The organism is Salinibacter grassmerensis (assembly GCF_947077765.1).
In the GTDB taxonomy this organism is placed as follows: domain Bacteria; phylum Bacteroidota; class Rhodothermia; order Rhodothermales; family Salinibacteraceae; genus Salinibacter; species Salinibacter grassmerensis.
Genome location: NZ_CAMTTF010000009.1, coordinates 72,078 through 98,518, shown reverse-complemented (window position 1 = coordinate 98,518; position 26,441 = coordinate 72,078). Strand labels below are relative to the sequence as shown.

The window sequence follows — 26,441 nt, the reverse complement described above, 5'->3', positions numbered from 1 at the left end:
TCGACGCGGCCGGGGGGCGTGGAACTGTCAGGTATCGTCTCCGCGAGACGAAGGGAGGTTCTCGGATGAGGAGCGCCAGACCGCGTTGAGTCCGCTGAGGGCGACAACGCCGCCGCCCACTGCCGTGCCGGCCACGGGGAGGGGGATGCCCACCGTGATGCCGGCCAAGAGACCCTTCAAAACTGCGATTCCCACCCCGTCCGTCCCGTAGCGACGCTGGACAATGCCGACGCTGAAACCGGCGACGACGAACCCGATGGCTGCGACGAGGAACGTAGAGAGCCCGAGTGTAACTGCATTCTCCGAAAACAGGAGCCAGTCGAGCCCCAAGATAAGGGCCCCGCTGGCAGGGTGGAGAATGGTTGCAGAATGATCGGCCTCCGACATGGTGGGGCGAACCAGCTACGGCCGCAGATTACAAAATGTACTGGCTGAGATCACGGCTCGACGCGATCGAGCTCAAGCGGTCCCGCACCATGTCGGCGTCGATGGTGATCTTGGAGCCGGGCGGGATTTCCTCAGGGACATCGAAGAGAAGGTCCTCCAGAAGCGTCGTCAGTACCGTGTGGAGGCGCCGCGCACCAATGTTCTCTACGTCGGCGTTCACCTCGGCGGCGATTCGCGCGAGCTCGCTGACCCCTTCTTTCTCAAACTCAATCGTGACGTCTTCGGAGCGGAAGAGGGCGCGGTACTGCTTGACGAGCGCATTCTTGGGCTTCGTGAGGATCTCGTAGAAGTCGTCCTCGTCGAGGTTGTTGAGCTCCACCCGAATGGGAAATCGGCCCTGCAGCTCGGGAATGAGATCGCTCGGCTTGGAGGCGTGGAAGGCCCCACTGGCGACGAAGAGAATGTGGTCGGTCTCCACCATGCCGTGCTTGGTAGTGACGGTGGAGCCCTCCACGATCGGGAGGAGGTCCCGCTGCACGCCCTGGCGTGACACGCCGGCGCCCTGGCCGCCCTCGTCGCGGGTTCGGGTGCCGGAGGCCACCTTGTCAATCTCGTCGACGAACACGATGCCGGCCTGCTGGACCCGTTCCAGGGCGTCCTCCTTCACCTGATCCATGTCGATCAGCTTCTGCGCCTCCTCCTGCGTGAGGATCTCGCGGGCCTCTTCTACGGTCACGCGCCGCGTCTTGCGCTTCTGTCCGCCCCCGAGGCTGCCGAAGAGCTCCTCCAGGTTGACGCCCATCTCCTCCATGCCCATGGGGCCGAACATCTGCATCATCGACTGCGAGTCGGACGTCACCTCAATCTCAATCTCCCGGTCGTCGAGGTCGCCCCGCTCCAGCTTGTCCCGAAATTTCTCGCGGGTGCGCTCCCGGAGGCTCGTCTGCTCGCCCTCCGACTCGTCCTCGTCCGTGTCGCGCACCGTGAAGCCCGGCTCGTCGGAGGCCCCGTCGCCGCCGGCCTGAGACTGCGTATCCTCGTCGGGGGGAATGAGAATGTCTAGGATGCGCTCCTCGGCCAGCTCCCGCGCCCGGTCCTGCACCTCCTCCCTGTGCTCCTTCTCCACCATGTTGACCGCGATGTCGGTAAGGTCGCGGATCATGCTGTCCACGTCGCGCCCCACGTAGCCGACCTCCGTAAACTTGGAGGCCTCAACCTTGATAAAGGGGGCTCGGGCGAGGCGGGCCAGACGGCGGGCGATTTCGGTTTTGCCCACGCCGGTGGGGCCGATCATGATGATGTTGTTGGGTACGATCTCGTCCCGCATGTCCTTCGGCGCGTTTTGGCGGCGCCAGCGGTTGCGGAGGGCAATCGCCACGTTCTTCTTGGCGTCGTCCTGCCCGATGATGTAGTTGTCGAGCTCGTCGACGATCTGGCGGGGGGTGAGATCTTCAACGTGCTGGGTGACGTCAGGCATACAGGATCGGACTCAGCGGTGATCGGAAGGATACTAGGGGGGAAAGGCGGTCGTCTCACTCCTCAGCGTCTGTGCGGGACGACGTTTCGTCTCCGTTTTCGCCCGCGACGGTAGAGGCTGGGGCGGTTGGCGACGGGACGGCCTCGTCCATGTCGTATGCGTCGGCGGAGCCGTCTCCGTCGTCGTTGCGGCCCGAACCGGAAGGTCCGCTTTCGGCGCTGTCGCCGGAGGACTCCGATGCGGTCGAAGAGGAGTGGTCGGCCGTCTCGTCAAGGTCTTGGACGTCGGGATGCTCGTCGTTGACAATGAGGACCGTGTAGTTGTACGGGTAGCCGTTTCGCTTCTCCAGACGCGCGGCCCCGGCGGCCTCCAGTTCGCTCACGAGCGATTTGGGGTCCTCGTCCGGCCCCATGAGGTCGGACAGCTTGCGGAGCAGGGGCGTCAGGTACACCTCGTCGTACTGCCCAAAGTGCTCCTCTGTAATCTTGATGGCCCGCTGTGCCGCGGGGTTGTCGAGCGACTGGAACTGCTGAGGGGGTGGGGTGTCGGGCGTCTGGGCGCGGGTGTAAGCGGACCCGCTGGTGGGGGCGTTCGCCAACAGGTCCTCCCGCGACTCCTCACTGAGGAGATTGCGGGCATCGAGGTACCGGCTGTCCTCGGCGAACGACGGCGTGTCTGCCGTCTGCGGAGGGTTGACGGCGGCCACCAGGGGGCGACAGCCCTGCTCCCGAATCCAGCGGACGAGGGGAAGGTAGGGGCGATTTCCCGTGACGATGACCACCGTTTGAAGGTCCGAGCGCTGCGTCAGGGCCTGGGTGACGTCGAGCGTGAGCCGGACTTCAGAGGTGTTGTCCTGCATGCCCGCGGGCACGTGGATCGGATTGATGCCTTCGCGGTGCAGGGAAGAAGGAACCTGTGCGTCTTTCTCGTCGAGCAGCGTGTCGAAAGTCCCGTAGGCGCGGCCGTAAATGGTGGGCGTATCGTCCCCCTCTTCGAGGTAGCGGCGGACCTCTTCAAAGATTTCCTCCGCGTACGCGCTGGTCGACCGGTCCCGCTCGCTCTGGGACTTCAAGATGGTGTAGAGGTTGTCGTAATCGACAAACATGGCGGCCTGTCGGGGCGGGACGCCGTCGGTCGGAGAATCGTAGGACATAGACAAGTGTGTCCTTGATCTAAAAGAATATAATGTGGGCGCCTCGGGGGCAGTCATTCACGAGTAAAGCCCCCAAGAAAATACAACAGTTGATGGTTGCCGCTAGTCCGAATCGGCCTCAATGTCGCGGATGGTGCGGTTGTGATTCGTATAGATGCAAATATCCGCAGCGATTGAGAGGCCATTCTCGACGATGTCGCGCGCGGTGAGCCCCTGGGCGTTTTGGAGAAGGGCGCGGCTCGCGGCAAGGGCGAACGAGCCCCCAGACCCAATCGCGATGATGTCGTCGTCGGGCTCGATGACGTCGCCCGCCCCGCTGATCAAGAGTAGCTCCCCGGGCGAGGCCACGGCCAGTAGGGCCTCCAGGCGGCGAAGATACTTATCGGTGCGCCACTCTTTCGCCAGCTCCACGGCCGCCCGGGCAACGTTCCCACCGTATTCCTGAAGCTTCTCTTCGAAGCGCTCAAACAGGGTAAAGGCGTCGGCGGTGGACCCGGCAAACCCGGCCAGAATCTCTCCGTCGTACAACGATCGAACCTTCTCGGCCTTGTGCTTGACGACCGTCTCATTCATGGTGGCCTGGCCGTCCGATCCGAGGGCAATCTGCCCGTTGTGGCGGACGCCAAGGACGGTCGTTGCGTGTGGGGAGTCGGTGTCGGCGGTCATGTACGAGCAAGGGGGCATCGCAGTAAGAAAGGACGTGTCCTGCGAGGGAGTCACAGGCTGTAAAGTTGTACCCTACATGTACGACTCGCGCGAGGGGCGGTTCGAGACTGACTGGCCAGAACCTCATGCACCGCGTTTTTCGCCAAACTTTAGCCGTGGCGTCGGTGGGCCTGCGTCCGAGGACCCATCGCATTCACACGCGGCGGCGTCGTGGAGGACGGCGCTACCGCGTGGGCGGGTCTTCGAGTGCCTGTTGCGCAGGGGAAGGCTCCCGCAGAATAACGACCGCGTGGCCGATCTTGTAGAGAGGAACGGCGGGACGAAGGAAAATGTCGAGCTCACTTCGGCCAGCGGGGGCGGCGACGGAGTCGATGGTCCCAATGCGGCGCCCCGGGGGGAAGATGCTGCTGTGCCCACTGGTCACCACGCGCTGGCCCGTCTCTACGGGCTCGGTTTTGACGACGTGGTCGAGTTGAAGCCGGTCGAGGCGCTCGCCATCCCAGCGGACAATGCCTTCGGCTCGAAGCGGGAGGACCGTGCCCGGCACCCGGAAGTCCGTGTTGAGAATGGGCATGACCCGGGCATAGTGCTCGTTGGTCAGGACGACGGTGCCGACAATGCCCTGTTCGTGAACGACCGGCATTCCTTCCGCCACGCCGTCGGCGGTGCCGACATTGAGGACGAGGAAGTTGTCCTTCTGGAAAATGTCCTTCGTGACGATGCGGGCCGGGCGAAGGCGGGCGTCGGTCGTGTCCGTGAGGTTTAGCAGGCGCCGCAACTCTTCATTGCGCTGACGGACGTCGCGGGTGCGGGCGACCTGGCTGGAGAGCTGAATGTTTTCACGCCGCAGCTCGTCATTGCGTTCGAGGACGCGGAAATAACGGCCCATCCACGCGAAGGTGCTCTCGACCTGGGCGGTCCACCCCATGGCCTGGGCCCGCAGGGAACGCACCAGGGGCTGGTTCTGAGTCAGCATGAGGGTCGCCGCCACCAGAAGAACGGCGCCCAGAAGAAGCCAATCGGCGGGGCGATTCTGAGACGCCATGGGGGGAAGGGAGCATCGGGTCCAAAGGGGCGCCGACAGAGCACATCGCGCCGTCTCAGGTGAGGACGCGCTCGTAGCTTTCGAGGTTCTCCAGCACCTCGCCGGTGCCCCGCACCACGGCCTTCAAGGGGTCCTCGGCGACGTACACGGGAAGTTCTACGCGGTCGCGGAGCATCTGGTCGATGCCCTTGAGGAGGGCCCCGCCACCGGTCATCATGATGCCGCGTTCCAGCACGTCCGCCCCGAGCTCTGGGGGGGTGCGCTCGAGCGTGCGAAGGACCGCGGCGCTGATCTGTTCGAGGTTGTCGTGGAGGGCCTCGCGCACATTGACTGAAGAGATCGTGCGCACCTTGGGGATCCCGCTGACGAGATCACGTCCCTTCACGGACAGGTCCAGCTCTGTATCGAGCTCGATCGCGCTGCCAACCTCACATTTGATGCGCTCGGCAGTCCGGGAGCCGATGAGAAGGTTGTGGTTGCGCTTGAAGTACTGCACGATCGCCTTGTCGAGCTCGGCCCCTCCGACCCGGAGCGATTCGTCCAGCACAATACCGGAGAGGGCAATTACCGCGATCTCGGTCGTTCCGCCGCCGATGTCCACGACCATGTTGCCCACGGCCTCCTGGATGTCGAGCCCAATGCCAACGGCCGCCGCCATCGGTTCAGACACGAGGTTGACCTTCCGGGCGCCGGCGTGCTCGGCGGAGTCCCGCACGGCGCGCTTTTCAACCTCCGTGATGCCACTGGGGACGCACACGACCATGCTCCGGATGGAGGTGAGCCAGTTGTTCTTCACCTTTCGGAGGAGGCCCTGGATCATCTCCTCGGCAACCTTGAAGTCGGCGATGACGCCGTCCCGCAGCGGCCAGATCGTCTCGATGTCCTGATGGGTACGCTCGTGCATCTGGAGGGCCTCGTGGCCGATCTCCTGCACCTCGTTCGTATCGGAATCGACCACGACGATGCTCGGCTCGTTGAGGACGATGCCCTCACCACGAATGTACACGAGGGTGTTCGCCGTCCCGAGGTCGATGGCGACGTCCTGAGAGAGGTTGAAAAACATCGATTGTTCTGTACGGATGAGGGCCGGAGGGGGAAGAGACGTGTTGTGGCTGCACCGGCCGGTTGGGCAGAGACTGGAGGGGCGGCGGTCGAGAAGGGCCCACCCCTGGCGAGGACGCGTGACCGACGGCCGTGCCGGAGACCCGACCGCCGGCGTGCACTCAGTGCCGAAAGTGACGCTGGCCGGTAAGGATCATGGCCACGTCGTGGGCGTCGGCGGCCTCGATGACTTCGTCGTCGCGGATGGATCCGCCGGGCTGGATGGCCGCGCGTGCTCCTTCGTCTGCGGCGGCCTCTAGGCCATCGGCGAACGGGAAAAACGCGTCTGACGCTACCACGGAACCGGTCAGGTCAAGTTCCGACTTCTCGGCCTTAAACACCGCGAGTTCGGAGGCGTCGATGCGACTCATCTGCCCGGCCCCGACGCCGAGGGTGGCCTGGTCGCGGGCGTAGACGATCGCGTTGCTTTTTACGTGCTTGGCGACGCGCCAGGCAAAGTCGAGGTCGGCGCGCTCATCGTCGGAGGGGGCGCGGGCAGTTGGGGCCTCCCAGTCGTTTTGGGCGGTGGCGGCGGGGGGCAGCACAGGATCGCGCGTCTGCACCAGCAGCCCGCCTAGCACGGAGCGGACGTCCAGCCGGTCGCTGCCTCGAGCAGGCTGCGTGGCACGAACAACGCGGCGCCGGTCTTGCTCTGTGAGAAACTCGAGCACGCCGGGCTCAAACTCGGGTGCAATGACGATTTCGGTAAAGATCTCGTCGATGGCCTCCGCGGTGGCCCGGTCGAGGGCCTCGTTCACGACGACGATGCCGCCGTAGGGAGACTGGGTGTCGGTGGCGAAGGCCTGGTGCCACGCGTCCTCAAGGGTGTCGGCGGTGGCGACGCCGCTGGGATTGGTATGCTTGAGGATGGCACAGGTGGGCCCTGCGTCGCGAAACTCGTCGATGAGCGCGAGGGCGCTGCTCGTGTCGAGCAGGTTGTTGTAGGAAAGGGCTCTGCCGTGCAGCTTTTCGTAGAACGCGGACGGATCGCCGTAGAGGGCGCCCTGCTGGTGTGGATTCTCGCCGTACCGGAGGGATTGGGCCTGCGGCAACGAGGCGTCGTAGGTCTGTGGAGGCTCGGTGTCGCCGTCCGCATCTGATCCGGAGGAACGCGACAGGTGCGCGTCGATGTCCTGGTCGTAGGCGGAGGTGTGGGCAAAGGCCGCCTCGGCGAGGTCCCGACGCGTGGGGGCGGACAGGTGCCCGTCGTTCTGCTCCAGCTCGTCGGCGACGGCGGCGTACTGGTCGGGTGCCGAGACCACACCGACGTCAAAGTGATTTTTGGCGGCGGCGCGCAGCATCGTCGGGCCGCCGATGTCGACGTACTCCATGACCGTCTCCGGGTCGGCGTCTGGATCCTGAACCGCTTCGGAGAAGGGATAGAGGTTGCCGACGACGAGGTCGATGGGGGCGTAGTCGTGCTCGTCTAGCGCCGCCATGTCGTCCTCACGTGAGCGGCGGGCGAGGATGCCGGCGTGAATGGCCGGGTGGAGGGTTTTGACGCGCCCCTCCAGCACCTCGGGCACACCCGTCACGTCGGCCACATCGGTAACCGAAACGCCGGCGTCGCGGAGCGCCTCGGCGGTTCCACCGGTTGAAATAAGTTCTACGTCGAGTGCCCGGAGCCGCCGCGCGAAATCGGCGATGCCGGTCTTGTCGTAAACGGAGAGGAGGGCGCGGCGAACGGGCGAAGGGACGTCAGTGGGCATGCGAAGGGGGGAGAGGAATTTATTCCGAGTCAGTGGGGGAGCGGCGGGGGTGGCCGGGATCGTCGAATTCGATCGCACGGTCGTTCTGGTGCACCCGGTTCTCGGCGAAGAGGCGGAGGGCCTCCGGGTAGAGGCGATGCTCCACCTTGCGAACTCGATCGGCGAGAGCCTCAGGGGTGTCGTTGGCGTAGACGGGGACTGGTTCCTGCAGCACGATGGGGCCGTGGTCGTACTCCTCGTCCACGAGGTGCACGGTGGCCCCAGTCCAGTGGACGCCGTAGTCGAGCACAGCGTGGTGGACGTGCATTCCGTACATGCCCTGGCCACCGAAGGCGGGGAGGAGGGCCGGGTGGATGTTCGTCATGGCCCCCCGGTACGCGTCGACCACGCTCGGTGGAATCTTTTGCATGTACCCCGCGAGTGCGACGAAGGTCACATCCTGTGCGGCCAGGGAGTCGAGCAATGCTCGCCCGAAGGTCTCAGGATTTTCGAACGACGCAGGCGGGATCACTTCTGTTGGGACGTCGTGCTGCTCCGCCCGTTCAAGCGCTCCGGCGTCCGGGGTGTTGCTGATACAACACGCCACCTCGGCCGGCAGGGCGCCACCGCTGACCGCGTCGAGGATGGCCTGAAAGTTCGTCCCTTCCCCGGAGGCAAAAACAGCGAGACGCATTGGTCGGCCGGCGGTCGGACAATGAGGAGGAATTAGTCTTGTGCGTCGATCAAGATGTAGGTGGAGAAGAGAAAATGCTAGCACGTTCCCGGCAAATTTGCCGTAAGATCGTGCGCAGGAATCTGCGCGGGAATCTTCTGCATTCCCCTGTGGGGCGGGAGAACACCCCTCAGAAGACCCTTGGGGCGACCGTTCTGGGGGCGTCGCAACAGCAAACTCCGATGGGGATGCGCAGATCCCAGACTCATTTCATCAAGATCGCAGTGGGGGAGGACGGGCCATGGTCGATCGCCCTAGCGGGCAGGGGGCTCGGGGGAAGAAGAAGCCATCAGGCAGATGATCCTCACCGGTCATTTCAGCGAGAAGTCAAGTGGGGCGACGATCGTGCTGGTGGAGAATCCCGACAACCAACTGTCGGGGTCAGGGCAGCGCAGAAACCGATATCGAAAAGAACTTCTCCTCACGTTTAAACATTATCCAAAAGAGGAGATAAGTTAAGCAATCATACCTTTTCTATACAGTCGCTAAAAAGTGGAATAAACACTCCGGCTGTTGAGAGCGTCATCCTCTCTTTCGAGAACGACATGGTTCGGCTTGTCCTGACGTTTTCTTCGCTGCTTCGCCCCGACGACGGAGCGTTCTCGTCCGATGAGGGGGATCGCATCCAGCTCTATCGTCTGATGAGTCTCCTCGGGGCGTTCCTGATTACGTCCCTCAGCATTCTCTATCGGCTGTCTGGGCTTGAGTCGGCGAGTCCCATGTGGGCGTATCTCGGCCTGTCGGGCCTGTTCGGAGGGCTTTTCCTGCTGTCCTACGCCTCCATGTGGATCCGACGCCATTACGTGCCGCTGGTGTGGGGGCTGATGTATCTCCAGATGATCTGGGTTACGGCCATCGCCACCGCAAACGACTTCGAAAGCGAGTATGGGCTTGCCCTCTTGCTCGTGTACGCCTCCATCGGGGTCGTCATTGAACTCGGCGCTCAGTCATTGCGGCCGGTTCTCTGGTTCCTCGGGTTTGGGGGCCTGGCCACGGCTGGAGGGCTGCTCCTGACCCCTGCCCCGGAACTAAAGCCCTCGGTCTTGCTCGCAATCATGTTCGTTGTGGGGCTCACGGTCAGTTTTTCCCTCCGGGGCCGGATGACGATTCGACAACAGCGCGATCTCCTGGACCGCCTCGTGGAGACCAGTCCAGGGGCGATCGTTCGCCTCGATCAGGAGGGGACCTTTGTCCAGGCGAATGGGCGAGTGAAAGAGGTCCTCCGGAGCAGTGAAGATGAACTCCTTGGTCGGACGTATGGGGAGTTGGAGTGGACCCTGACGCCGTTCGGGGAAGAGACCATGTCGAAGGAGGAGGTCCCGTTCCACCGTGTCTTGGGGACGGATGGGTCGGTCTGCGACGCGGAGTTCTCAATCCAATGGCCCGATGGCACCCAACGGGTTCTATCGGTAAGCGGGGCCCCCCTCCAGACGGAGGAAAAAAGCCGGGAGGCTGTCTTTCACCTGCGTGACATCACGGATCGGGTGCGGCGCGAGAAGACCCTCCAGGTGGTAAAGGAACGATACCAGACGCTGGTCGAAAATTTTCCGGACGGGGGGGTGTTCCTTTTCGACGAAGACCTCCGATTTCGGCTTGCCGGGGGGCAGGGGCTGGAGAGCGCAGGACTCTCCCGGTCGGAGGTCGAAGGCAAGACCCCGCATGACCTGTTTCCCGATGAGATCGCCCAGGAACACGTCAGGCACTTCCGGCGCGCGTTGAACGGGGAAAAGTGTGTCTACGAACAAGAATACGAAGGGCAGCGCTACCGCGTACAGACGCTTCCAATTCGGGGGGAAGAAGGCGACGTCCCCTCCGGACTCGCGGTTTCTCAAGACATTACCGAGCGGCAGGAGCGAGAACGGCGCCTTCGACAGTCCGAAACGCTTTTTCAGAATGCCCAGGATGCCCTTTTTCTTCTCGACGTGCACGAGGGGGAGGACGGGCGGACGTTCAAGTATCGGCGTGTGAATCCCGTCTACGAGCAACAGTTTGGCTACACCGAAGCGGAGGTTCGTGGGCGCTCTCCATGGGAGGTGTTTGGAGGAGACATCGGGCACTTCATGATGGAGAAGTGTCGGCAGTGTGTGCGGCACCAAGAGGCCTTTTTGTACGAGGAGACCATCCCGCTGGGGGAGCGGGCGACGTACTGGAAGACCCGCATTGCCCCTGTGGTCGTCGAGGGGAATGTGCGCCAGATCGTGGGGACCACACGCAACATCACCGAGCAGCATCGACGCCAGGAGAACCTGGAGCGACAGAATGATCTCTTCGACCGTGCACAAGAGATTGCGGACGTCGGGGCCTGGGAGTACGACGTGCGGGCCGACGAAGGAAACTGGACGAAGAAGGCGTACGAGATTCTCGGGTTTCCCTACGACGCGGATCCGAATCCGAGAGAGGCGGTGAAGTATTACCATCCGGAAGACCAGTCCCGCGTCCGAGAGGCACTGCGCACGGCCCTCCACGAGGGCACGTCGTCGGACCTGGAAGTGCGGCTGAAAGCCGGCCAGGGGCTCCGGTGGGCGCGCATCCGTGGGGAGCCGCAGTGGGAGGACGGAGAGGTGGTGCGCATCCGGGGGACGATTCAGGACATCACAGAACGGAAGCGGCGCGAGCGGGCCCTCCGTGAGGCAAAGCAGGAGGCGGAGAAGGCGAGCCGACTCAAGTCGTCGATGCTCGCTAACATGAGCCATGAGATCCGCACGCCGCTCACCTCGATTATCGGATTTGCCGAGGCGACCAATGCCGAGGCCAAAGAACTCGACCTGCCGGACGACAGTCCGCTGCAGAGGTACGCCGAATTGATCGAGCAGAGCGGGAAGCGCCTGCTGGAGACCCTGGAGGGGGTGTTGAATCTCTCCAAGCTGGAAGCCGGGGAGATGAAGCTAGAAGCCCACCCGGTCGATCTGGTTGAGGAAGCGGGGGCCGTTGCCGAAGAGCTCCGGCCGCGGGCCGAGGAAAAAGAGGTCCTTCTCCACTTGGAGACAGAAGAGGCATGGGCCGAGGCCGACGAGGGAGGCGTTCAAATCCTGGCGCGAAACCTCCTTTCCAACGCCGTCAAATACACCGAGGAGGGCGGGCGTGTGTGGATCCGGACGTACCGTGAGGGGCGCTCCGTTGCCTTCGAGGTCGAAGACACGGGGATCGGCATGGATCCCGAAACCGCTGAGGGACTCTTTGAGCCGTTTCGGCAGGCCTCAGAAGGATTTTCGCGCGAGTATCAGGGCACCGGCATCGGGCTTGCGGTGACGAAGGAGACCACCATGCAGATGGAGGGCACCATCGATGTGGAGACCGAAAAGGGGGAGGGGACGCGAATTACGGTCTGGCTCCCGAAAGCCCACGATGTCGAGTGAAGGCACGGCCCCGGTTCAGTCCGACAGCGTCTGACGGAGAAAGGCAGCCGGTCCCGGAAGAGAATCGAACAGCAGATCGGGGTCGTGTTGTGACAAGTCGTTTCGTCCGTAGCGACCGGTGCAGACCGCCACCGCCTGTGCGCCGGCGGCCCGCGCACACTCGATGTCATGCGCTGTGTCGCCGACGACGACGGCGTGCTCGTGGGTGCGGAAGGCGTGGCCCGTGTGGTCGGCGGCCCGTCGGGTGGCCAGTTCCGGCAAGCGGTTCCGCTCCGCGTGGTCGCTGCCGAAGGCCCCAACAGGGAAATACTCGTCCAGGCCGTGCGTGGACAGCTTCTCGTACGCGATGGGCTCGACGTTCCCCGTGACCAGTCCGAGGTGTACGTCCGGGTGGGTGTCCAGCTTGGTCAGTAGGTCCGAGACCCCCGGCAGGACCTCCACGTCGGCCGGCGTAAGGACGTCCCGCATAGTCTCCACGTACGTCGAAATCACGTCCTCGATCATGGCGTCGGTCGCGGACAGGCCGTTGTGCGTCAGCACCGCCTCGACGATGGCCGGGTCCGTCCGGCCGGAAAACGTCACGCCGTCCGCGGAAATCGGCTGGTCCATGAGCGACGACAGGGCGGCGTTGACGGCCTCACGGCCACGCCCATTCACCCGAACAAGGGTCCCGTCGATGTCGAAGAGAAGAAGCCTCATCGTGTACAGAAAATTCGGGGGGAAGAGAGATTGGCGGTCGCCGCTGAACATACCATCCTCGGCCGTCGGTAGATCCGGCCGGGCACCGGCTTGGAAGAATTCAGCAACAATGAGAAACGCACGAGTGCTACAAGGGCATCCTTGAACCTCGTCCTCTCGCCGGACATTAGAGGGAGCGGTCGTTGTCACTCGCCTCATTTGGATCATGGCAACTCGGCCCTGTCGCATCGTTTCTCCCGCCAGTCTGCACCACCCCGAATGTCCGCCCCCGATGCCGCCCCGGATGACAATGCTCTGTACCTCATCGACGCGATGTCGTTGGCCTACCGGGCGCACTATATCTTCATCAGCAGGCCCCTCATCAACTCGAAGGGGCAGAATACCTCCGCGGCGTACGGGTTCACGAACTCCCTGCTCAAATTGATCGAGGACCACGACATCGAGCACGCCGCGGTGGTGTTCGACGAGGGGGAGGAGGACACCTTCCGGAAAGAGATGTACGACGACTACAAGGCCAACCGGGATCCGCCGCCGGAAGAACTGCTGGAGAACATCCCCTACATCAAGGAGATCGTGAAGGGGCTCGACATTCCGGTGCTGGAAGAGCCGGGCGTGGAGGCCGACGACGTGATTGGTGCGCTCGCAAAACAGGCCGAGGCGGACGACGCGGACGTGGTCATCGTGTCGCCCGACAAGGACTTCAAGCAGCTGCTCAGCGACAAGGTCTCGATCTATAAGCCGGCCAAGGGAGACCAGGACTTCGAAATTAAGACCGGAGACACCTTTCGGGAGGAATACGGCCTGGATCCGGCCCAATTTGTCGACATGCTGGCCCTGATGGGCGACAGCAGTGACAACGTGCCAGGCGTGTACGGCATCGGGGAGAAGACCGCCCAGAAGCTTTTGCGGGAGTACGACTCCGTAGAAAACCTCATCGACCACGCCGACGACCTGAGCGGAAAGCGGGCACGAGAGGGCATGCAGGAGCACGCCGAGGAGGCGCGCCTCAGCAAGCGACTTGTTCGCATCCGCACCGAGTTGGACGTGGGCCTCGACTGGCACGAGCTCCAGCGGCGCGAGCTGGACGAGGAGAAGCTCACGTCCCTCTTTCAGGAGCTGGAGTTTGATTCCTTCGGCGACCGTCTCGGCATCGAAGGGGAGGACGGGTTCGAGGACGAGACGGATGAGGACGATCCGGACCTGCAATTTGACTTCGGCCCCTACGAGAAGGTTCAAGAGCTCGATCCGGAGTCCGTCGACTACGACGTCGTCCGGACGGAGGAGGAGCTCCGTGACTTCGCCGATCGGCTCGCGGACGAGACCCGCTATGCGTTCGATGCGGAGGCGACCTCCCGAGACCCCATGACGGCGGGCCTCGTGGGCCTGTCCTTCAGCTCTGAGGCGGAGACGGCCACCTACGTCCCGACCCCCCTCCCCGACGACACCCCGACCGATACGGTCCTCGACGTGCTGCGGCCGGTGCTGGAGCGTGAGACCGAAAAGCTCGGACACAATCTGAAATACGACCTGCTCCTGCTGAAGCAGCACGGCGTCGAGGTGAGCGGGACGCTGTTCGACACGATGGTGGCTCACTACCTGGTGGCCCCCGAGGAGAACCACAACCTGGACGACGTGGCGCGGTCGGTCCTCAACTACAAGATGGTTCCGATTGCGGACCTGATTGGGGATGACACCGACCGGGACTCGATGCGCGAGGTGGACGTGGAGACGGCCGCCCCCTACGCCTGCGAGGACGCCGACATTTCGTACCGCCTGGCGGACGAGCTGGAGGCGCAATTGGACGAGGGAAACGTGCTCGACGTGGCCCACGACATCGAGTTTCCGCTCGTGCACGTGCTCGCCACGATGGAGCACACCGGCATTCGCCTCGACACGGACGTGCTCGACGACATCTTGGCCGGGCTGGAAGAGCGCCTCAGCGGCATCGAAGATGAAGTGTTCGAGCTCGCCGGGGAAGAGTTCAACATCAACTCCACCCAGCAGCTCGGCGAAATTCTGTTCGAGAAGCTCGATCTTCCGGTCGTCTCCAAGACGCCGACCGGCAAGCCGTCGACCAAGGAGAGCGTGCTGCAAGAGCTCTCCACCGAGCACGAAATTCCAGGGCTCGTCCTGGACTGGCGTTCAACGTACAAGCTCAAGAGCACGTACCTCGACAGCCTCGGCGAGCTTGTCCACCCCGAGACGGAGCGTCTGCACACCAGCTTCAACCAGACCCGTACGGCCACGGGACGGCTCTCGTCGAGCGATCCGAACCTCCAAAATATTCCCATCCGCACCGAGATGGGCCGGCAGGTCCGGCGCGCCTTTGTGCCGAAGGACGGGTGGGCCCTGCTCTCGGCCGACTACGCACAGATCGAACTGCGCATCCTCGCCGCCATGAGTGGAGACGAACCCATGAAGGAGACCTTTCAGGATGGGGGCGACATTCACACCGACGCCGCGGCCCGGGTGTACGGCATCGACCCTGAGGACGTGACGCCCGAGCAGCGCAGCAAGGCAAAGGAGGTGAACTACGGCATTCCGTACGGCATCTCGCCGTGGGGCCTTGCCCAGCGGATGCGCATGCCGGTCGATGAGGCGCAGGACATCATCAAGCAGTACCGGAAGTCGTACCCTGGGGTCTCGCAGCTCCTGAACGAGCTGGTGGAGAAGGCCCAGGACAAGGGCTACGCAGAGACGCTTCTGGGGCGCCGTCGCTACCTGCCCGACATCGACAGCTCGAACAGCAACGCGCGCAGTGCCGCCGAGCGGGTGGCGGTGAACATGCCCATTCAGGGCACGCAGGCGGACATGATCAAGATCGCGATGAACCGCATCCACGACCGGCTCGCCCATGACGACTGGGCGACGCAGATGCTGTTGCAGGTGCACGATGAACTCGTCTTCGAGGTGCCCCCGGACGAGCTGGAGGCCGTACAGACCCTGATCGACGACGAGATGCGCGAGGCCTTGCCCCTCGACGACGTGCCCGTGGTCGTCGACATGGACTCCGGCGACAACTGGCTCGAAGCACACTGAGCCTCAGCGCAATTCGTGACACGGGATGCGCGAGGACAATCGACGCATTCTGTGCATTCTGGTCACGAACCCGATTTGTCTTCCCCCGACCGCATTCCGTTCCCGCCCCACCATACGTATGACCGAAACTGTCCCCGCTCCCCCCCGTGATCTTCCCGCCGCCGTCGACTTTCAGGAGGCGTCGGACGGCATCGAGTGCTACCGCCTCACCGACAACGACCTCCGTATTCTCCTGCTGCCCCAGGACGGGGCGCAAGTGGCGACCTCGATGGTGACCTACCACGTGGGAAGCCGCAACGAGCGCACGGGGCACACCGGGGCGACCCACATGCTGGAGCACCTCATGTTTAAGGGCACCGAGCGGTACCACAAGCGGAAGGGCACCTCAATCTTCGAAACGCTCCAGGCCGTGGGGGCCAAGGTGAATGCGTCCACCTGGCTCGACCGTACCAACTACTACGAGATGCTCCCCACCGAGCACCTGCCGCTCGCCCTCGACATCGAGGCCGACCGGATGCGGGGGGCGCTGATTGACGCCGACGACGTGGAGGATGAGCGCACCGTCATTCTGAACGAGCGGGACCGGAATCAGAATGATCCGGTGTCGCGCCTGTTCGACGAGGTGTGGGGGGCGGCGTTCGTGGCGCACCCCTACCACCACCCCACAATTGGGTGGAAGAGCGACATCGAGCGCATCACGCCCGATGGGCTGCGCGAGTACTACGACACGTTCTACTGGCCCAACAACGCGACGCTCTCGATCGTCGGTCAGTTTGACCGTGGCGAGACGCTGGCCGAGGTGGCCGATCACTTTGGGGACATTGACCCGGCCCCGCGCGAGATTCCGCAGGTCACCACCGAAGAGCCGGAGCAGTCCGGCCCCCGCCGCGTGACGGTGCAACAGGACGGCCAGCTCGGCGCGGTCCTCATGGGGTTCAAGTCCCCCCCGGCGCTGGAGGCCGACTCCGACGTGCTCGATGTGCTGGCGCGCGTTCTGGCGTCGGGCAAGGGCAGTCGCCTCTTCCGGCGCTGCACCGACCGCGGCCTCACCAGCGATGTCTTCGGCATCAATTTCCGGCTCCGCGACCCCGGCCTCTTCTCGGTGTTTGCGTACCTCGCCCCTGACCAGGACCACCAGACGGTCGAGGACGCCATCCACGAGACGATCGAGGACGTACAGGAAAACGGCGTCACACAGGAGGAGCTCGACCGGGCGCGCAACCAGCTCCGTGCCCAAATTGCGTTCGACCGCGACGGGCCGATGCGCGTCGCCTCGCAGCTCAACGAAGCCCTCGCGGCGGGCGACTGGAAGCTGTACACCCAGTACCTCGACCGCCTCAATGACGTCACCGCGGAAGACATCCAGCGCGTTGCCCAGACGTACCTGACCAGTGACGGCGTCACCATCGGCCGGTACGTCCCCACATCCTGATAGCCCCTCATTCTGGCCTCTCCATTTGGGACGCCGTCTTGTCTCCGCGCCCACTGCCCTTCACCGATCACTCCGTCCATGTCCGACTCCACCTCCACGCCTCCCCACCCCGATCCAGATCTTGCCCCCCGCATTCAAGACCGCACGGCCGGCCCCGGACGGCTTCTGACGCTCCGTACGCCGGTGGACGACGTGGTCTCCTTCCGGGGGTCGTTTGTAACGAACCCGGACCTCGCCGCGGGGGATGCGCTGCGCCAGCAACTCACGGTGTCCCTGCTCGACAAAGGCACGGAGCACCGCGACCGCTTTGCGCTGGCCCGCGTGCTAGAAGCGTGCGGCGCCAAGCTGGACCTGTCGAGCGACGGCCTGTTCGTGGAAATGTCCGGCCGGGCGCTGGTGGACGACCTTCCGCGGGTGTTGGAGGTCGCGGCCGAGATGCTGCGGGCCCCGGCGTTCGACCCCGAGGAATTTCGGAAGGCCCGGGCTCAGGTGGCCGCCGACCTGCAGCGCCGCATGGAGAAGACGTCGGCACAGGCCTCCACGGCCCTCTCGCAGCGCCTTTTCCCAGAAGGGCACCCGAACTACTCGCCCGCCCCGGAAACGGTGCTGGAGTGGCTGCAGGGCCTCACGGTACAGGACGTGCGGGACTACCACGAGGCCCACTTCGGGGCCAACGAGTGGACCCTCGCCGTGGTGGGGGACCTTCAGCACGACGAAGTCGCCTCGGTCGTCGACGAGACGTTCTCCGGATGGGCGCCGCACGATACCCCGGCCACCCACGACACCGACGCGGTGTCCGCGGAGGTCGGCCGCACCACCGTTCCGATGCCGGACAAGTCGAACGTGGATGTGCGCCTCGGCCATGCGGTGCCCATCCGACGGGACCATGACGATTACCCCGCATTCTACGTCGGCAACTACATCCTCGGGGGCAATTTTGCGGCGCGTCTCATGTCCACCGTCCGCGATGAGATGGGCCTTACCTACAGCATCCGGTCGAGCCTGTCTGGGGTGAGCACCCGCTACGCCGGGTCGTGGCAGACGAGCGTCACCCTTAGCCACGACACCCTGGACGAGGGCATCGCGGCGACGAAGGACGTTATCCGTGAGTTTGTCGCGGACGGGGCGACGGCAGAGGAACTCGACGCGAAGAAGACGACGATCACCGGCTCGTACTCTGTCGGCCTCGCTACCACCCAACGCCTCGCCCAGTCCATCTTGACCAATGCCGAGCGGGGCTTCGACGTCGCCTACCTCGACGACTTTCCGGAGGAGATTCGGGCGCTGACGCTGGACGAGGTGAACGCCGCGATTCAGGACTACCTCGATCCGGCGTCGATTCAAGAGGCCCTCGCGGGGACCCGTCCCAACCCCGTGGAGGCAGCAGCGGGCGCGTGAGCGGACACTGCTACGACTCGTCCACCTCGTCCCGGATGATCGAGAGTCGTTCCTCCGGGGTAAGAGGAGACTCCTTTGGCATAATGAAGGCCAGGGCGAAGTAGCCAAACACGAACGGCCCCCCGGATCCAATCACCCCAACGACGAACGCGATGCGGACGAGGGTGGAATCCAGGCTCAGGTACTCCGCAATCCCGCCGCACACGCCGAACAGCTTCTTGTCGGTGCGGGAGCGCGTCAACTTCTTGCTGCTTGACTTTTTCGGCTCCTCCACCACCTTCGTCTGCCCGGTGTTCGCCTCCACTGCCTTCTTTTTGGTCGTCGTGGAGTCGGCGTCGTCGTCTCCACCCGACGATCGCCACGTCAGAAGGCCGAACCCGAGCAGGATGACCCCGATTCCCACCAGCCAGGGGAGGATGAGGCTGGAAAAGGCCAGGCCGGTCCACGCCCCAAGCTCGCTTAGCAGGTAAATGGTCCCGGCCAGGATCAGCGTCAGCCCGGTCACGGTGGGTAGGCTGAAGAGGCCCGCCTCGTCCGTGTCGTCCTTGAAGTACAGGGTGTCCAACTCCTCCTCGGAGATGTCGTCCAGGTCGAGCGTGGTTTCGCCCACCTCGAAGGCCGATGGCTGCTCAAAAGACCCGTCGGTCGTGTCGGAGGAGCGTCGAGACCGGGAGTGTTGAGAAGACATGTCAGAGAAGTCGTTGTGAGGGAAGGCCTGTGAGATGCGCCTACGGGGCGAGAACCTGTTGTTCGGTAACGATCGTGGTCACCGGCACGTCGTGCGAGGCGTTTGGCAGGGAGGGAACCAGGCAGGCTTCGTACGTCAGTGCGACGCGCGGACAGGTGACCGACTGGAGGAACGCGTCGTAGTATCCCGACCCGTGGCCGATCCGGTGTCCATTTCGGCCAACGCCGAGGGCCGGAACGAACACCACGTCAATCACGTCTGGGAGGACCCGTTTTGTGTTCTCAGGCTCTCGAATGTCCCACCGGTTGGGCGTCAGTGATCCCGGCCCGTCGTACCGGCGATGCTCCAGCGTGGGGGTATCCGCCTCGAAGCTCGTGACGACCGGCAGCACTACCTCCACGTCCCGGCCTCGAAGCAATGCGATGAGGGGACGCGTGTCTACTTCGCGTTGGGTCGTGATCGGCCAGTACACGTGCACGACGCGTGCCGAGGCCGCAGCCGCCGTGGTCAAGGCCCGGTGCACGATCAGGCTGCTGCGGGCATGATACGATCGGGCCGACAGCGAACGCCGATAGGTCCGAAACTGGCGGCGCCATGAGGCTTTGGTTTGGGTGCCCATCGAGCCCGTCAATGGTCGAAAAAGGCCAGCGATTGATTCGGTCAAGATCTTGTGTAAAGCTACGCGCTGCCATCTAAAAACGATCCCTGTTTTTGGGTGCGGTGTAGCGGACGCCGCGAGGGGATTGTTACAGAGGCCTCCGCGTCCCGAAGATGGGGTGGCGAATTATGGATGAACACCCCTTCAGGAATGGATCGAATCGTGGCGTCCAACCCGTATAGGGACCGGTTGAGTCAAGAATTCAGGGGACCAATCTCTGATGCAAATTTGGCACTAGGCATTGGCTTGACAACCCGCCCCGCTGTTCTGCTTCTCTCGGCGGCGGGTCCCAACATTGGCGAGACGAGTTAACGCACACCATCATGTTTGAAGGATTGTCCCAAAAACTCGAGGGCGCCCTGCAGTCCGTCACGGGCCAGGGCCGCATCGACGAGGTGAACGTCGCCGAGACGATGCGGGAGATCCGTCGTGCGTTGCTGAACGCGGACGTCAATTACCAGGTTGCGAAGGAGTTCACTGCGAACGTCAAGGAGGCGGCTACGGGAGAGGATGTTCTCACCTCGGTCACCCCGGGGGAGCAGCTGACGAAGATCATGCATGATGAGCTGACTCAGGTGCTGGGTGGCGAGCACGAGGGGGTTGCGATGGCGGAAACGCCGCCCACCGTGATCCTCGTCGCTGGCCTGCAGGGCTCCGGGAAGACGACCTTCTGCGCCAAGCTGGCCCGCCATTTCCGCAAGGAAGGGCATGCGCCGCTCCTGGCTGCGTCGGACGTGTACCGGCCGGCCGCCGTCGACCAGCTCAAGACGCTGGCCGACCAGGTGAATGTGCCCGCGTATTCGGTCGAAGAAGACGGCGAGATCGTCGAGGACGCCGTGCGCGTCGCCGACGAGGCCGTCACGGAGGCTCAGAACACGGCCCGCGACATCGTCATCATCGACACGGCGGGACGCATGCACATCGACGAGTCGATGATGCAGGAAGTGGAGGACATCAAGACGACGGTGGAGCCGAACGAAACCCTGTTCGTCGTCGACAGCATGACGGGGCAGGACGCAGTGAACACGGCCAAGGAGTTCAACGAGCGCATCGACTACGACGGGGTTGTCTTGTCCAAGCTGGACGGGGACACGCGCGGCGGGGCGGCGCTCTCGATCCGGACGGTGGTCAACAAGCCGATCAAGTTTGCCTCCACCGGGGAGAAGCTTGATGCGCTCACGCCGTTCTACCCGGACCGCATGGCCCAGCGCATCCTAGGCATGGGCGACGTGGTCTCGTTCGTGGAGCGCGCCCAGGAGCAGTACGACGAGCAGGAGGCCGAGCGCCTGCAGGAGAAAATCCGCTCCGAGGAGTTCGATCTCCAGGACTTCTATGACCAGCTCCAGCGCATTCAGAAAATGGGCTCGATTAAAGAGCTCATGGGCATGATCCCGGGGGTTGGCAACAAGATCAGCGACCTCGACATCGACGAAGAAGCCTTTACGCACATCGAGGCAATCATCCAGTCGATGACCCCGGAAGAGCGGGCCCACCCCGACATTCTGAACGGCACCCGTCGGCGCCGTATCGCCCGGGGGAGCGGCAACGAGGTTCGCGACGTGAATCAGCTGGTCAGCCAGTTTGAGGAGATGAAGGACATGATGAAGACGATGCAGAAGATGACGAGCAAGGGGCAGGATGTAGACATCTCAAGCCTCATGGATAAGATTACCGGGGGCGGTGGCGGCCAGAGTCGCAGCCCACGCTAGACTGAGACCCATTGGTACGATTGCTTGTACACCTTTCACGATTGTTGAACTGAACACACCCGAACGAACACGTGTCTGTTAAGCTTCGACTGCGCCGCATTGGGCGCAAAAAGATTCCGGTCTATTCGATTGTCGCCGCCGACCAGCGCAACGCGCGGGACGGCCGCTACATCGAGGACATCGGTCGCTACTTCCCGCTCCGTGAACCTGCCGAGGTGCACCTGGAGGAAGACCGGGCCCTCTACTGGCTCGAAAATGGGGCGCAGCCGAGTGACACGGTACGGTCCATTCTGCGTCGCCGGGGCCTCCTGCTTCATCACCACCTGAAGAAGAAGGGCGAGTCGCCGGACGAGATTGAATCGGCCGTCGAGGAGTTCCGCGAGCGCATAGCCGAGCAGGACGAGGAGGTGAAGATTGCCGTGGGCACACGCGGCAAAGACCCCTTGGAGCGCGAGCGCGAACGGGCCGAAGAGATCGACGAAGAAGCCCGCCTGCGCGCCCAGGCCACTCCGCTGTCGGACGTGCAGGAGGAGACGGCGGCCGAAGACGCCGAGGCGGAGGAAGATGAAGACGCCGCCCCCGAGGCGGACGAGCCGGAGGCCGCTGCGGATGAGGAGGAAGATACGGACGCGTCGGCCGACGCCGACGACGAAGAGGAGCCTGAGGACGAGTAGTCTTGAGCGGGTCCCCTGATTCCTCCCCCTATGTCTCCCCCAATGGCTTCTGCGCCCGACGATTCGACGGACCCGAGTCCCGACTTCACGGACGTCCCGCCGACCGACCTTGTGAAGGTGGGGTTCATCTTCCGCCCCCATGGGCTGGATGGAGAGCTCAAGATTGATCCGTCCGCGACTGACAATCCGGCGCGATTTGAGGTGCTGCCTACAGTTTTTGTGGGGCCGCACCCGCGTCGCGTCGTCCGGCACGACATCGTTTCGGTCCGCTACCAGAAGACGAAACGGGGCACCACGGTGATTTTGGGGCTCGATGGCATTGCGGACCGGGACGACGCCGAGACGGTCGCCAAGATGGACGTGTTCGCCACGGAAGAGGCCCTGGGACTGGACGACGACGAGCTTTTTGCCGACGACCTGGTCGGCTGGACCGTCGTGACGGAGGAGGGGGCGGCACAGGGCACCGTCGTCAACTTCATGGAGATGCCCGCACAGGATCTCTTCGTGGTTCGGGCCCCCGACGACACGGAAGCAATGATTCCGGCCATAGACGACTTTATTGTCGAGATCGACGAAGAAGCGGAGCGAATTGTCGTGCGCCCCATCGATGGACTGATGGACGCGTAGGGCACTGCAGTCCGCGGCACACTTTGACGACCGTTGTTTACCGGCATGCCTGGGCACATTCGCATTGACATTGTAACGGCCCTCCCGTCGCTCGTGGAGGAGCCCCTGCAGCACAGCATCTTGAAGCGGGCACAGGAGTCGGACGTGGCCACCCTCCAGGTTCACAACCTCCGGGAGCATGCGACCGATAAGCATCGTCAGATTGATGATCGCCCGTTCGGTGGGGGCGCCGGCATGGTGCTAAAGCCGGAGCCGCTGTTTCGGGCCGTGGAGGCGATCGAAGAGGCGGCCGGAAAGGCGGACGACATCATCTATCTCACGCCCGATGGGGAGGAACTCGACCAGTCGATGGCCAACCGCCTCTCAATGGAGAGCCATCTGATTCTGATTGCGGGGCACTACAAGGGCATCGACCAGCGGGTTCGAGATGCCCTCGTCACGCGTGAGCTGTCAATTGGCGACGTGGTTCTCAGCGGCGGAGAGCTGCCGGCACTAGTGCTGGTCGACGCGGTGGTCCGCCTTGTGCCGGGCGCACTGGGCGACAGCTCCTCGGCCCTCACGGATGCGTTTCAGGATGGGCTTCTGGGCGCGCCGGTGTACACACGGCCGGCGGAGTTTCGGGGGCAAAAGGTGCCATCCGTCCTCCGGTCCGGAGACCATCAGGCCGTTGCCCGCTGGCGAGACGAGAAGCGGCTCGAGAAAACCCGCGACCGCCGGCCAGACCTCCTTCCAGACCCCAACGATTCGACCGGGGCGTCCTCGCAATAAGTGCACGCCCCTGGCATTGACCGACCATTGTTTGTTCCACCCAACAACGCAATAGTGACATGGCTACTGATCTTATGAGCGTCGTCGAGGCGACGCAGCTTCGCGACGACGTGCCGGACTTTGACTCCGGCGATACGGTAAACGTTCATCTTCGAGTGGTTGAGGGCGAGAAGGAGCGCATCCAGCAGTTCGAGGGGGTATGCCTCGCGCGTCGCGGCTCTGGGCCAAACGAGACGTTCACGGTCCGCAAGGTGTCCGAAGGCGTGGGCGTCGAGCGCATTTTCCCAGTCCACTCCCCGCGCGTGGCGCAGATTGACGTCGTCCGTCGCGGGTCCGTGAACCGGTCGAAGCTCTCGTACCTCCGTGGCCTGTCGGGTAAGGACGCCCGGATTCAGGAGCAGATTCGGGGGAACTAGTCGCGGGCTGCGAAGCGCCTGCACGCGTCCTCCTGCTCGTAGACTTCGGACTCGTTTTGCGTCCCCATGGATCTCGCAATTTGGGACTATCCGCCCGCTGAGTTTTTGGCGTCGGGCTTTACGTCCGGTGCCGTTGAAAATCCATTTCGGATTACGCGGCATCGTCCCGAACAGTGTGCGGCGATGCTGGTCGAGGACGAGGTCGACGTGGCCCTGATGCCCACGATGCTCGCCCTGCAGGCGAGCAACGCCATCGACGTGCTTCCGAGTGTGGGGATGGTCTCGTGGCGGTACCCGTACGCACGGCTCGTCTGGCAGGGAGGGCTGCATGACTTTCCGGAGACGATCGCCTACGACCGGCGTGTCGCGCAGGAGCGCATCGCCACCCGGATCATCCTGCACGAACACTATCAGGTCGACCCCACGTTCGTCCCCTACGACGGCCGGCCCCCACGGGCCCTGCTTGATACGGAGGAGGACGCGGCACTGCTGGTCGGCCCCAACGTGCCCTCGCTCCAGCCCGAGCCCTTTACGATGGACATCGGGCGCGAGTGGTACGAGCTTTCCAACTACCCGATGGTGTGGGGGATGTACGTCACCAAACGGGACCAGTCGACCGACGAGATGATCGAGGCGCTCATCGCCTCGGGCGAGGCGGCCGACGACAACCGTGACGTGTGGGTGCAGGCACAGGAGACCACCGCCTCGCTGAACGAGTTTTACCGCGAGGACCTCCGCACCGGGCTGGACAAGCTCGCCATCGCGAGCCTGACGGAGTTCCGGAAATACCTCTTCTACTACGACGTGACGGAGGATGTCCCCGACCTCCCACTCGTCTACCTCGATGAGGACGAGGAGGAGGAAAAGGAGGAATCGTAACACGGGACGCCTTGCTGCGGGGTCGCGGAGCAGTCCGATCCGGTCCACGCAAAGCTGATCGCCGGACCCACTGTCGAATTCAAGTCTCATGTTGCCATGGCTGAAGGCACCGAGGTCGTTGCGCGCAATAAGAAGGCGCAGTTCGAGTACGACATCGAGGAGACCCTGGAGGCGGGGCTCGTTCTGGAGGGGTCCGAAGTAAAGTCGGTGCGCCAGGGCAAGGCAAGCCTGGACGGCGCGTACTGTCAGGTTGACCGGGAGGGGGAGATGAAGGTCCACGGGATGTACATCAAGCCCTACGAGGAAGCCGGGCCGTTTGGGCACGAGCCGCGGCGCAACCGGAAGCTCCTGCTCCACGACCAGCAGATTGGGAAGTGGGGCCAGATGGCCGAGCAGGAGGGCTACACGATTGTCCCGCTGTCGCTCTACTTCCGCGATGGATGGGCAAAGCTGAAGGTTGGGATCGCGAAGGGTCGCCAGAAGCACGACAAGCGCCAGGCCATCAAGGAGCGGGAGATGGAGCGTCGACTGGAGCGGGAGCAGAGTGACTACAACTTCTAGGTCAGCCCAAACGGGGGAATCGAAGCGCGTTGTATCATTGACGACGAGGACGTACGCATGGCATTTCCGCCGGTCGACGAGCAGATGACAGTTCTCCGCCGTGGGGTGGAGGAGATTGTCCCAGAAGACGAGCTAGCCGAGAAGCTTCGCACGTCGCGGGAGACGGACACGCCCCTAATCGTAAAGCTGGGGTGCGACCCGAGTCGCCCCGACCTTCACCTCGGGCACACGGTGGTCCTCCGCAAGCTGCGCCAGTTTCAGGACTTCGGCCACCGGGCGATCCTGATTGTGGGCGACTTCACGGGAATGATCGGCGATCCGTCCGGCCGCTCCAAGACACGCCCCCAGCTCACCCTCAAAGAGACGCGCGAGCACGGCCAGAGCTACTACGAGCAGGCGACCCGTGTGCTCGACCCGGACAAGACGGAGATCCGGTACAACTCGGAGTGGCTCGACGAGATGAGCTTCAGCGACGTCATCGAGCTGGCGGCCCAGCAGACGGTCGCGCAGATGCTGAAGCGCGATGATTTCAAGAAGCGCTACGAGGCCGGCCAGCCCATCAGCCTGCACGAGTTTCTGTACCCGCTGGCGCAGGCGCGCGACTCCGTCCACATCGAGGCGGACGTGGAGTTGGGCGGCACCGATCAGCGCTTCAACCTGCTCCTGGCGCGGCGCCTGCAGGAGGCCAATGACCAGGAGGCCCAGGTCTGCATGATGCTTCCGCTTCTGGAGGGCACGGATGGCTCCGACAAGATGTCGAAGTCGCTCGACAACGCCATCGGCATCGCCGAGGCGCCGGAGGACATGTACGGCAAGACCATGTCGGTGCCCGACGATTTGATCTACCGCTACGTGGAGCTCGTCACCGACATCCCGACCGAGCAGCTTCCGAAGGTGAAGCAGTTCGCCGAGAGCAACCCGCGGGCGGCCAAGGCCCAGCTCGCGCGCCGCATTGTGGCCATGTACCACGGGGAAGAGGCCGCGGATCAGGCCGAGGAGCACTTCGAACAGACCGTGGTGAAGGGCGGTGTGCCGGACGACATGCCGGAATACACCCCGGCGCCAGAGGACGGGGAGGAGGTTGGCCTTCTGAACCTGATGCGCCACGCTGGCCTCACAGACTCGAACAGCGAGGGCCGCCGCATGATCGAGCAGGGGGCCGTCACGATCGACGAGGAGAAGGTCACCGATACCGGTCGCTACATCGACGTGTCGGAGGAGGCGCCGTTCGTGCTCCAGGTGGGAAAGCGCCGGTTCGCGCGCGTGGTCTGGAACGGGCAGGAATAA

The 26,441-nt window shown here is 63.7% G+C and carries 23 protein-coding genes; 12 read left to right on the top strand and 11 right to left on the bottom strand.

Translation table 11 applies throughout. The features are described from left to right. Positions 1 to 27: 27 nt before the first annotated feature. The 8 genes from OJB03_RS14675 to purN form a co-directional block, all read right to left on the bottom strand. A complete protein-coding gene (locus tag OJB03_RS14675) occupies positions 28 to 387 on the bottom strand; it encodes a phosphoribosylaminoimidazole carboxylase (RefSeq protein WP_263788758.1) in 360 nt (119 codons plus the stop codon). Between the two features lie 28 nt (positions 388 to 415). Beyond that, positions 416 to 1,864, bottom strand: a complete 1,449-nt coding sequence (hslU, locus tag OJB03_RS14670; RefSeq protein WP_263788757.1) for an ATP-dependent protease ATPase subunit HslU — start codon at positions 1,862 to 1,864, stop codon at positions 416 to 418. A gap of 55 nt (positions 1,865 to 1,919) precedes the next feature. Then, entirely contained in the window at positions 1,920 to 3,017 is a 1,098-nt protein-coding gene (locus OJB03_RS14665; protein ID WP_263788756.1) for an NYN domain-containing protein, read from the bottom strand. Positions 3,018 to 3,119: 102 nt separating this feature from the next. Further along, on the bottom strand, positions 3,120 to 3,683 hold the full coding sequence (hslV, locus tag OJB03_RS14660; protein WP_263788755.1) for an ATP-dependent protease subunit HslV: 564 nt from the start codon (positions 3,681 to 3,683) through the stop codon (positions 3,120 to 3,122). Positions 3,684 to 3,906: 223 nt separating this feature from the next. Further along, the gene (mreC, locus tag OJB03_RS14655; RefSeq protein WP_263788754.1) at positions 3,907 to 4,728 is read right to left on the bottom strand and encodes a rod shape-determining protein MreC; all 822 of its coding nucleotides are present in this window, start codon (positions 4,726 to 4,728) and stop codon (positions 3,907 to 3,909) included. A gap of 55 nt (positions 4,729 to 4,783) precedes the next feature. Then, the gene (locus OJB03_RS14650) at positions 4,784 to 5,791 is read right to left on the bottom strand and encodes a rod shape-determining protein (protein ID WP_263788753.1); all 1,008 of its coding nucleotides are present in this window, start codon (positions 5,789 to 5,791) and stop codon (positions 4,784 to 4,786) included. Positions 5,792 to 5,951: 160 nt separating this feature from the next. Then, the gene (gene purH / locus OJB03_RS14645) at positions 5,952 to 7,538 is read right to left on the bottom strand and encodes a bifunctional phosphoribosylaminoimidazolecarboxamide formyltransferase/IMP cyclohydrolase (RefSeq protein WP_263788752.1); all 1,587 of its coding nucleotides are present in this window, start codon (positions 7,536 to 7,538) and stop codon (positions 5,952 to 5,954) included. A gap of 19 nt (positions 7,539 to 7,557) precedes the next feature. Further along, positions 7,558 to 8,211 (bottom strand): phosphoribosylglycinamide formyltransferase, encoded by a 654-nt coding sequence (purN, locus tag OJB03_RS14640; protein ID WP_263788751.1) that lies wholly within the window; start codon positions 8,209 to 8,211, stop codon positions 7,558 to 7,560. A 584-nt stretch (positions 8,212 to 8,795) separates the two neighbouring features. Between purN and OJB03_RS14635 the strand changes: the two genes are divergently transcribed. Continuing rightward, positions 8,796 to 11,606 (top strand): PAS domain-containing sensor histidine kinase, encoded by a 2,811-nt coding sequence (locus OJB03_RS14635; RefSeq protein ID WP_263788750.1) that lies wholly within the window; start codon positions 8,796 to 8,798, stop codon positions 11,604 to 11,606. Positions 11,607 to 11,621: 15 nt separating this feature from the next. Here OJB03_RS14635 and OJB03_RS14630 read toward each other — a convergent pair whose 3' ends face one another. Continuing rightward, on the bottom strand, positions 11,622 to 12,305 hold the full coding sequence (locus OJB03_RS14630; protein ID WP_263788749.1) for an HAD hydrolase-like protein: 684 nt from the start codon (positions 12,303 to 12,305) through the stop codon (positions 11,622 to 11,624). A 258-nt stretch (positions 12,306 to 12,563) separates the two neighbouring features. Here OJB03_RS14630 and polA point away from each other — a divergent pair, with 258 nt between their 5' ends. The 3 genes from polA (at position 12,564) to OJB03_RS14615 (ending at position 18,174) form a co-directional block, all read left to right on the top strand. Next, on the top strand, positions 12,564 to 15,344 hold the full coding sequence (gene polA / locus OJB03_RS14625) for a DNA polymerase I (protein WP_263788748.1): 2,781 nt from the start codon (positions 12,564 to 12,566) through the stop codon (positions 15,342 to 15,344). A 118-nt stretch (positions 15,345 to 15,462) separates the two neighbouring features. Then, positions 15,463 to 16,776 (top strand): M16 family metallopeptidase, encoded by a 1,314-nt coding sequence (locus tag OJB03_RS14620; protein WP_263788747.1) that lies wholly within the window; start codon positions 15,463 to 15,465, stop codon positions 16,774 to 16,776. Positions 16,777 to 16,854: 78 nt separating this feature from the next. Continuing rightward, positions 16,855 to 18,174: a M16 family metallopeptidase gene (locus OJB03_RS14615; protein ID WP_263788746.1), complete on the top strand. Its 1,320-nt coding sequence runs from the start codon at positions 16,855 to 16,857 to the stop codon at positions 18,172 to 18,174. Positions 18,175 to 18,184: 10 nt separating this feature from the next. On the opposite strand, the gene OJB03_RS14610 is transcribed toward OJB03_RS14615, so the two are convergent. After that, positions 18,185 to 18,862 (bottom strand): PspC domain-containing protein, encoded by a 678-nt coding sequence (locus OJB03_RS14610; RefSeq protein ID WP_263788745.1) that lies wholly within the window; start codon positions 18,860 to 18,862, stop codon positions 18,185 to 18,187. Positions 18,863 to 18,902: 40 nt separating this feature from the next. Beyond that, a complete protein-coding gene (locus OJB03_RS14605) occupies positions 18,903 to 19,481 on the bottom strand; it encodes a 5-formyltetrahydrofolate cyclo-ligase (RefSeq protein ID WP_263788744.1) in 579 nt (192 codons plus the stop codon). 362 nt (positions 19,482 to 19,843) lie between these two features. On the opposite strand from OJB03_RS14605, the gene ffh reads away from it, so the two are divergent. From ffh to tyrS, 8 genes are all read left to right on the top strand, one after another. Beyond that, complete coding sequence (gene ffh, locus OJB03_RS14600; protein WP_272507365.1) at positions 19,844 to 21,229, top strand: signal recognition particle protein; 1,386 nt, start codon at positions 19,844 to 19,846, stop codon at positions 21,227 to 21,229. 71 nt (positions 21,230 to 21,300) lie between these two features. Next, entirely contained in the window at positions 21,301 to 21,903 is a 603-nt protein-coding gene (rpsP, locus tag OJB03_RS15665; RefSeq protein WP_263788742.1) for a 30S ribosomal protein S16, read from the top strand. Positions 21,904 to 21,933: 30 nt separating this feature from the next. Then, positions 21,934 to 22,530 (top strand): ribosome maturation factor RimM, encoded by a 597-nt coding sequence (gene rimM / locus OJB03_RS14590; protein ID WP_263788741.1) that lies wholly within the window; start codon positions 21,934 to 21,936, stop codon positions 22,528 to 22,530. A gap of 45 nt (positions 22,531 to 22,575) precedes the next feature. Beyond that, positions 22,576 to 23,298, top strand: coding sequence for a tRNA (guanosine(37)-N1)-methyltransferase TrmD (trmD, locus tag OJB03_RS14585; RefSeq protein WP_263788740.1), 723 nt, complete (start codon positions 22,576 to 22,578; stop codon positions 23,296 to 23,298). Between the two features lie 59 nt (positions 23,299 to 23,357). After that, positions 23,358 to 23,714: a 50S ribosomal protein L19 gene (rplS, locus tag OJB03_RS14580; protein ID WP_263788739.1), complete on the top strand. Its 357-nt coding sequence runs from the start codon at positions 23,358 to 23,360 to the stop codon at positions 23,712 to 23,714. A gap of 66 nt (positions 23,715 to 23,780) precedes the next feature. Continuing rightward, positions 23,781 to 24,593 (top strand): MqnA/MqnD/SBP family protein, encoded by an 813-nt coding sequence (locus OJB03_RS14575; RefSeq protein WP_263788738.1) that lies wholly within the window; start codon positions 23,781 to 23,783, stop codon positions 24,591 to 24,593. 96 nt (positions 24,594 to 24,689) lie between these two features. Beyond that, a complete protein-coding gene (gene smpB, locus OJB03_RS14570; RefSeq protein WP_263788735.1) occupies positions 24,690 to 25,154 on the top strand; it encodes an SsrA-binding protein SmpB in 465 nt (154 codons plus the stop codon). A gap of 57 nt (positions 25,155 to 25,211) precedes the next feature. After that, the gene (tyrS, locus tag OJB03_RS14565; protein WP_263788732.1) at positions 25,212 to 26,441 is read left to right on the top strand and encodes a tyrosine--tRNA ligase; all 1,230 of its coding nucleotides are present in this window, start codon (positions 25,212 to 25,214) and stop codon (positions 26,439 to 26,441) included.

Bases quoted from the DNA above. Each gene is read 5' to 3' on its own strand.
- OJB03_RS14650 (WP_263788753.1), bottom strand. From the start codon at position 5,791: ATGTTTTTCAACCTCTCTCAGGACGTCGCCATCGACCTCGGGACGGCG.
- OJB03_RS14620 (WP_263788747.1), top strand. From the start codon at position 15,463: ATGACCGAAACTGTCCCCGCTCCCCCCCGTGATCTTCCCGCCGCCGTC.
- rimM (WP_263788741.1), top strand. From the start codon at position 21,934: ATGTCTCCCCCAATGGCTTCTGCGCCCGACGATTCGACGGACCCGAGT.
- purH (WP_263788752.1), bottom strand. From the start codon at position 7,538: ATGCCCACTGACGTCCCTTCGCCCGTTCGCCGCGCCCTCCTCTCCGTT.
- purN (WP_263788751.1), bottom strand. From the start codon at position 8,211: ATGCGTCTCGCTGTTTTTGCCTCCGGGGAAGGGACGAACTTTCAGGCC.
- OJB03_RS14615 (WP_263788746.1), top strand. From the start codon at position 16,855: ATGTCCGACTCCACCTCCACGCCTCCCCACCCCGATCCAGATCTTGCC.
- smpB (WP_263788735.1), top strand. From the start codon at position 24,690: ATGGCTGAAGGCACCGAGGTCGTTGCGCGCAATAAGAAGGCGCAGTTC.
- OJB03_RS14630 (WP_263788749.1), bottom strand. From the start codon at position 12,305: ATGAGGCTTCTTCTCTTCGACATCGACGGGACCCTTGTTCGGGTGAAT.
- rplS (WP_263788739.1), top strand. From the start codon at position 23,358: ATGGCTACTGATCTTATGAGCGTCGTCGAGGCGACGCAGCTTCGCGAC.
- OJB03_RS14605 (WP_263788744.1), bottom strand. From the start codon at position 19,481: ATGGGCACCCAAACCAAAGCCTCATGGCGCCGCCAGTTTCGGACCTAT.
- OJB03_RS14665 (WP_263788756.1), bottom strand. From the start codon at position 3,017: ATGTCCTACGATTCTCCGACCGACGGCGTCCCGCCCCGACAGGCCGCC.
- polA (WP_263788748.1), top strand. From the start codon at position 12,564: ATGTCCGCCCCCGATGCCGCCCCGGATGACAATGCTCTGTACCTCATC.
- hslV (WP_263788755.1), bottom strand. From the start codon at position 3,683: ATGACCGCCGACACCGACTCCCCACACGCAACGACCGTCCTTGGCGTC.
- trmD (WP_263788740.1), top strand. From the start codon at position 22,576: ATGCCTGGGCACATTCGCATTGACATTGTAACGGCCCTCCCGTCGCTC.
- OJB03_RS14635 (WP_263788750.1), top strand. From the start codon at position 8,796: ATGGTTCGGCTTGTCCTGACGTTTTCTTCGCTGCTTCGCCCCGACGAC.
- ffh (WP_272507365.1), top strand. From the start codon at position 19,844: ATGTTTGAAGGATTGTCCCAAAAACTCGAGGGCGCCCTGCAGTCCGTC.
- mreC (WP_263788754.1), bottom strand. From the start codon at position 4,728: ATGGCGTCTCAGAATCGCCCCGCCGATTGGCTTCTTCTGGGCGCCGTT.
- hslU (WP_263788757.1), bottom strand. From the start codon at position 1,864: ATGCCTGACGTCACCCAGCACGTTGAAGATCTCACCCCCCGCCAGATC.
- tyrS (WP_263788732.1), top strand. From the start codon at position 25,212: ATGGCATTTCCGCCGGTCGACGAGCAGATGACAGTTCTCCGCCGTGGG.
- OJB03_RS14610 (WP_263788745.1), bottom strand. From the start codon at position 18,862: ATGTCTTCTCAACACTCCCGGTCTCGACGCTCCTCCGACACGACCGAC.
- OJB03_RS14675 (WP_263788758.1), bottom strand. From the start codon at position 387: ATGTCGGAGGCCGATCATTCTGCAACCATTCTCCACCCTGCCAGCGGG.
- OJB03_RS14575 (WP_263788738.1), top strand. From the start codon at position 23,781: ATGGATCTCGCAATTTGGGACTATCCGCCCGCTGAGTTTTTGGCGTCG.